We start from the raw sequence: 6,138 nt of genomic DNA, 5'->3' as shown, positions 1-6,138 counted from the left end.
CATAAACCTCATATAGGCGAGCAATATTGCTATGGCTAAAATTTTCAGTTGAGTAATATTTATTATTATTTGTGCCATCAAAAAAGAAGCCGAGGAAGATGTCTTGATCGCAGGAGGTACAAGCGTAATCACCGGAGTTTTTGTCTCGCTCTATCTGCTCCGATTTTGCAAAGGAAAGCGGCTCAGCTCTGCAAAGTTCAGTAAATCTCGCTACCATAATTATTCTTCCTGATAATTTATTTCACACATCGCTTTATTTATCTTCATTTCTTTCAAACAATAATCACGCATCTCCACACAATCTTGAGCGGTCCAGTTTGAAGTATTTTCAGGATCACTAGCCGTTCTAATTTTATTAGATTGACATGACGCTCGAAATTCAGCCGCAATTTGTTCCTTCGACCCCAGCCGATACTTCGGCAAATGCTTCCGACACTCTTTCTCCGACAATCTTGCCACACAAGCCGTTAACGCCCCCGCTTTCTCCCTTCCCGCCCAATTGGCATGCCCCGGCTCTACCGGCGAGGCGATTAGCTCCACTTCATGATTGGGATAAAACAACACATAGAGATCACCAGGTGCGCTGTAACGCGGAAGCTCCAGCGTGCGCTCTTGCCTAATCGGCGAAATTTCCTTGGCGCTTCCCTCCTCCCAAGACAAATGATATTTCAAGCCAGGCCGCCATTTTTTAGGCAGCAAAGTGCAACAATTCTTAGCGCCAGGCCCCTCTAACAAACCAACAATCGCACCTCCAACGGCATTATTACTCGCGTCCTTCAAGGTGTATTGCACATCGAGATCATGCTGATAATTCACCGCATCCACCGACACAGTCACGCTATTCGCGTCAACACGCTTCCCCACCGCTTCAGACTCTGCGGGGCGGCAAGCGCTCAGTGCAAGAAGAATCACCCAGTAGCCGAAATGCGCTTTTACCTTAATTAATTTCATTGTTTTGCTCTTATAAAATACGGCGAACCAAGAATGGCCTCATGCAAATGATTAGTAAGCTGCAACAAAGCCCAATCAACCCTGACTTCACCGAATAGTGCAGCGACTTCACCGCCCTTATTGGAAAGAAGATCAACTGAATATTCAGCGACCTTGGCATACGCAGCAGAGAGCATGGAGCTTTTCTCAGCAGACGAAGTGATATCGCCTAGGCGTGCCCACGCCAGGAATATAGGTTTTTCGATAAAAACACCGCTCACCCTGCGGAACCGCCTTAGGCCAGTCTTTATCTTCATCCTTCTTAATGTCCTTTAGCTTTTGCGCTTTAAGCTCTGGCCTGCTGATTTCCAATTTATCTGCGCTTGGAAAGCCTGCATAAACCTCATATAGGCGAGCAATATTGCTATGGCTAAAATTTTCAGTTGAGTAATATTTATTATTATTTGTGCCATCAAAAAAGAAGCCGAGGAAGATATCTTGGTCGCAATCGAGACAAGAAAGATCACCGAGGTTTTTTGATGCAACTTGGTATTCCACACCCTCTAATTTAATAGGATTAGGTCTATTAATAAGCGATTCAGCAAATCGTACCGACATTATTAATCCTTATAAGTAGGTTTACACATCGCTTTATCAGAAACGGCCCATTTCTCATAACATTCCTTTTGCATTTCTTCACAAGCTTGGCGATTTATAGCTTCATTGGAAGATTGAATAATTGCATCTTCTTGACATGTATCCCGCATCCCAGCAGCAACAGCATCGGGAGATCTAGGCCGATACTTCGGCAAATGCTTCCGACACTCTTTCTCCGACAATCTCGCCACACAAGCCGTTAACGCCCCCGCTTTCTCCCTTCCCGCCCAATTGGCATGCCCCGGCTCTACCGGCGAGGCGATTAGCTCCACTTCATGATTAGGATAAAACAGCACATAAAGATCGCCAGGTGCGCTGTAACGCGGAAGCTCCAGCGTGCGCTCTTGCCTAATCGGCGAGATTTCCTTGGCGCCCCCCTCCTCCCAAGACAAATGATATTTCAAGCCAGGCCGCCATTTTTTGGGCAGCAAAGTGCAACAATTCTTAGCGCCAGGCCCCTCTAACAAACCAACAATCGCGCCTCCAACGGCATTATTACTGGCATCTTTTAAGGTGTATTGCACATCGAGATCATGCTGATAATTCACTGCATCCACCGACACCGTCACGCTATTTGCGTCAACACGCTTCCCCACCGCTTCAGACTCTGCGGGGCGGCAAGCGCTCAGCGCAAGAAGAATCACCCAGTAGCCGAGATGGGTTTTTGCTTGAATTAATTTCATTTTTTAACTCGACCTATACGTAGTTCGGCATAAGTGATCAGACATTTTTAAATGCAAACGCATGATTGAACAGTGCAAGATGTTATGCCAAAGGACTTATATCCAGCACTCACTTAGCAAAACGCTGCTTAATTCAATTCCCTCATTCCCGCGCAGACAGAAATCTATCCTTCGCACTGGATCCCCGACAAAAACATTCGGGAATGACGCGTCAATCAGCGTTTCCTTAGTGCTAGCAGCCTGTCGGACTTAGCATCAGTCGGCTGCAAAATCACCTGATTGGCCCATATTTCACCCAATAATTGATAGATAACTCCTTATTGGCGCTGCAAATCCGGCAAAATCTGGTCTCAACCATGCAATTTTTCGCTGCGACCGCCTAAGTCCGACAGGCTGCTAGGGTTTGCAAAAAAATACCATTTAAGCAGAGGTGATCTCAATAAATTTCTCAATACAATAAGCCCGCAGCTCGGCAAAATCAGTCATGCCTGCCGTATGGGCTTCACTGCAAAGCTGTTTTACCAGCGTATATATTTGTGATTCGCTCATAATCAATTCGGCAGTTAGCCCCAGTTTTCTTAATTGCTGAATAATCTGATCAGGCTGAGAAACATCAAGCATCAGGGTGAATTGCTGCTCTGTAATACAAAGAGGAGAATCATTAGGCTTTAATTGATCGCACCCCTTTAATTCAACCATCTCCGCCGCGCGATTAAAATAAATTCCAGAATAAAAAGCGCCCATAAATTGCGCCCTCTGCTCATCCTGCATGGCATCTAGCAAATTAGGCAAGATACGTGTATCTGCATAGCGCAGCATATAGCTGAGTTTTTCCGGCAGAATAGTTACATCGGTATAACTTGCAAAATGGCCATACATCACCTCAGGCTCTAAAGCGCTTAGCCAAAAACTCAGCATCGGCTGCTCGTTTGTTGCTTTCAATAACACATCCATTTGATTTTCAATATGGGCTATATCCTCAAAATGACACAGGATGGGCGATATATCGATATCTACCCCTTCATCTTGATACAAAGAAACCCATCTGATTTTATTTCTCAGTTTTTTTATTAATCGTGGATCAAAGCTGTGATCAATTAATGCATAAACATAAAATGTTTCAGACTCCAAAGATGAAAGCCAAGCCTGAATATTTGCTTTAGTTTCTGCTGGATAAGCATCAATATTTTTCATAATCGAGTCGCAAAAGGGCTACCTGCAGCATTTGCTTTTTGCAGGCAGGATTTACAAATTGTATTAGGAAAAGCAGGCAAAATCGGGTTCATTTTCGCTGGCCCACTCACATCATGATTCGCGCCCTTAATGCTCACTTTCCCTGGGCAATGAATCTCGATATTGCCGCCTTTTAGCCGGATATAGCCGCCACCTGCCGTGACTAAAATTTCATCTTTAGCCGAAACACTGAGCAGCCCTTTGCAAGCCGTCACTTTTAGGTCTTTATCGCCGGTAATTTCAATATCGTCGCTTTGTGCTTGCAGCTGGATTTTGCCTTTGGCTGCGATGATTTTCAGCGCAATTTGGTCTTTTACCCCCGCTACAAATAAGCTGATATGTTGGCCGACGTTGTGTATCCAGCGGCGGCCGGAGGTTTGATTTGTGTCTCTTTGGGCGACTAGATCAAGGTTTGTGCCTGCGGTCATCGTTTGGCTTTGCGGGCTGGTGATCGCTACGCCATCCTCGCCGTGTAGCAGGATGATTTTTTGCTGGCCTGCTTGATCTTTGGATTTGCTCTTGCCGTTTTTGTCGGCATTACTTCCCGCTTCAAAGCTTTTGCTGGCGTGAACAAGGTGGTGCAGATGGCCGGTAGTGGCTTTATCGCCTGCGCTATTGTCTGGCTTGACGGTTTTATCGCCATCGCCGGTTTCGATGGTGTCGGCGAGTTGATTGGTCGCCGTTTCGCCTAGGCTTTGCGCCAACGCAAAGGCAGATTCGAGCTGGCTTTGCGCGGGTGTGTGGTCGAGTTGTTTGCCAGATGCGCCGTTTTTGGCTTCGGTGCTGATCAGCAGGCCATTAGCGCGGATTGCGCCTTGTTTGTCGGTGTGCAGCTCGAAACCTTCGCCGCGTGGCTCGCCTTTGCCTTCGCTTCTTGGATGAATTAAGTAACCAAGGTTGAGCTGGGTTTTACCGTGCTCACTGGATAATTTAGTGCGCACTTCGCCTTTGGTGTCGTCAAACAGCAGCTCACCATATTGGCCGCCCTCAAACTCTTTAGTCTTGACACCAGAGAGCGTTTTATTGGCGGGCAAAGCACCTGCGCCGCTAAAATTTGGCACTGAATGGTTACCGTTATAAACAGTGCCGGTGACAATCGGGCGGTCGATATCTCCCTCTATAAAGCTTACAGTCACCTCCATCCCCACCCTAGGGATAAATTGATGACCGAAACCTGCGCCCGCCGATGGATAGGCGACGCGAACCCAGCAGGACGACTTATCGTCTAGGTTTGCGCCGAATTCGGGATGTTCTGCGGCACGCTGCCAGTGCAGCTGCAGCTTAATTCGCCCTAGCTCGTCGGTATGGACTTCTGATCCAGCAGGGCCGACTACGGTGGCCGTTTGCACGCCTCGGCTTTTGGGCTTGCTGTGTTCTGAATGAGCAAAATTAGGCGCAATCGGCTGGCCGCGTCTTTGGGCGGTGAAGTCAGCCTGATAGGGTTTGGCGGCGTCAGCAACCAGTAGGCTAGGCGCAACTAGGCCAAGTTGCTGGGTTAAATCCGCTGGAAAATTATTATTGGCCGTGAATTTCAGCTCGGTTACGACGAATTCTCTTTGTTCGGCGGCATCATATTCGTGGGCGGGGTGATCTTCTAGGCGAAACCACTGCCCTGCTTGCAAACTGCGCAAAGTGCCGGAGCCGGTGAAAGATTTCTTTTGCGCGTCCAACGCTTGCTGACGAAGCCTTGCGTAGTGGCTTAGGTCCTCAGCATCACTGGCGTAATAGAGCGCTTGCGGATCGTAATCTTCAAAGCTAGCTTGTAGCTGTTGCCCACCGTCGCCTTGGTCGATATAACTTTCATCAAAGCTTTGGTTTGTCATGGTGGTTTTGTAATCAAAGCTCGCCAAAGAGACCGAGCTACTGCCTACTTGACGCTGGCTATTCCACTCGGTGAGTGCATCACTCTCTTCAACCGCCTCAGCTCGGTGAAAGCGAACCAATGATTCTTGTGCCTCTGGAATCGCAAAGGCGTCGTCAAAGATCAGCAATTGGACCTGTGGATTATCTCCAGCCAGATGCTCAAACCGCCATGCCAAGCCTTCTTCCGCCAATAGTCGTGTGATGAAGTCGAAGTCTGATTCTCGGTACTGCATGCAGTAGGATCGCGGTGCGTGCGTGCCAGATAGCTTGAAATCCAGCGTTTGCACCGATGCAAATACAGGGTTTTTGGCCTGATGCTCGGCCATTACCTGCTTCACAATATCAACGATGGATAAATCCTGAAAAACGCGAGAAGTGCGGCGGTATCTGAGCAGCGCAAAAGGTGGCTCTACGGTGATGGAATATTTAGCAAAGCCACCATCCGAGCCTAGTAATTGCGCTTGGGAAATGACACCACAACGGGCTATCTCTCCGCCATTGGCATCAGCCACCGATAAAACAACCGGCAAACCAAGCAAGGATTTAAGCTCAAGCGCAGCGTCGGGAGATAAGCAATCGACTTGATAGCGGTAAGCTTGGTTAATCCCCTCGCTGCCTTCAACTCGTTGCGGCAACAACTGCTCGCCCCATGCCCCGCCGGTCCCAAGTTGCAGGGAAACAAGCCGCTGGTTTTGTGAAAAAGCAGCAGCAAATGAGGCAAGAAGCTGATCAGTGCGCATGGGCTTTTTCTCAATAACAATTAATCAAGCAT

Annotated in this window: 7 protein-coding genes; all 7 read right to left on the bottom strand. The window is 47.9% G+C overall.

Annotation, left to right across the window (positions count from 1 at the left end):
- Positions 1–217, bottom strand: a 217-nt coding sequence (locus ACFQNF_RS15535) for a hypothetical protein (RefSeq protein ID WP_380188837.1), incomplete at its 3' end; no start/stop codon positions are given.
- Positions 218–219: 2 nt separating this feature from the next.
- Positions 220–951 (bottom strand): DUF3304 domain-containing protein, encoded by a 732-nt coding sequence (locus ACFQNF_RS15530; RefSeq protein WP_380188836.1) that lies wholly within the window; start codon positions 949–951, stop codon positions 220–222.
- Entirely contained in the window at positions 948–1,127 is a 180-nt protein-coding gene (locus tag ACFQNF_RS15525; protein WP_380188835.1) for a hypothetical protein, read from the bottom strand. The genes ACFQNF_RS15530 and ACFQNF_RS15525 overlap by 4 nt, the downstream gene beginning before the upstream one ends.
- Positions 1,128–1,137: 10 nt before the next feature.
- The gene (locus tag ACFQNF_RS15520) at positions 1,138–1,548 is read right to left on the bottom strand and encodes a hypothetical protein (RefSeq protein WP_380188834.1); all 411 of its coding nucleotides are present in this window, start codon (positions 1,546–1,548) and stop codon (positions 1,138–1,140) included.
- Positions 1,549–1,550: 2 nt separating this feature from the next.
- Entirely contained in the window at positions 1,551–2,270 is a 720-nt protein-coding gene (locus ACFQNF_RS15515; protein WP_380188833.1) for a DUF3304 domain-containing protein, read from the bottom strand.
- Positions 2,271–2,690: 420 nt separating this feature from the next.
- Positions 2,691–3,464: a DUF4123 domain-containing protein gene (locus ACFQNF_RS15510; protein ID WP_380188832.1), complete on the bottom strand. Its 774-nt coding sequence runs from the start codon at positions 3,462–3,464 to the stop codon at positions 2,691–2,693.
- Complete coding sequence (gene tssI, locus ACFQNF_RS15505; protein WP_380188831.1) at positions 3,461–6,106, bottom strand: type VI secretion system tip protein TssI/VgrG; 2,646 nt, start codon at positions 6,104–6,106, stop codon at positions 3,461–3,463. The genes ACFQNF_RS15510 and tssI overlap by 4 nt, the downstream gene beginning before the upstream one ends.
- Positions 6,107–6,138: the final 32 nt, after the last annotated feature.

This window comes from Iodobacter arcticus, from assembly GCF_042664895.1.
Lineage (GTDB): Bacteria > Pseudomonadota > Gammaproteobacteria > Burkholderiales > Chitinibacteraceae > Iodobacter > Iodobacter arcticus.
This window is presented reverse-complemented; position numbering and strand designations above follow the sequence as displayed.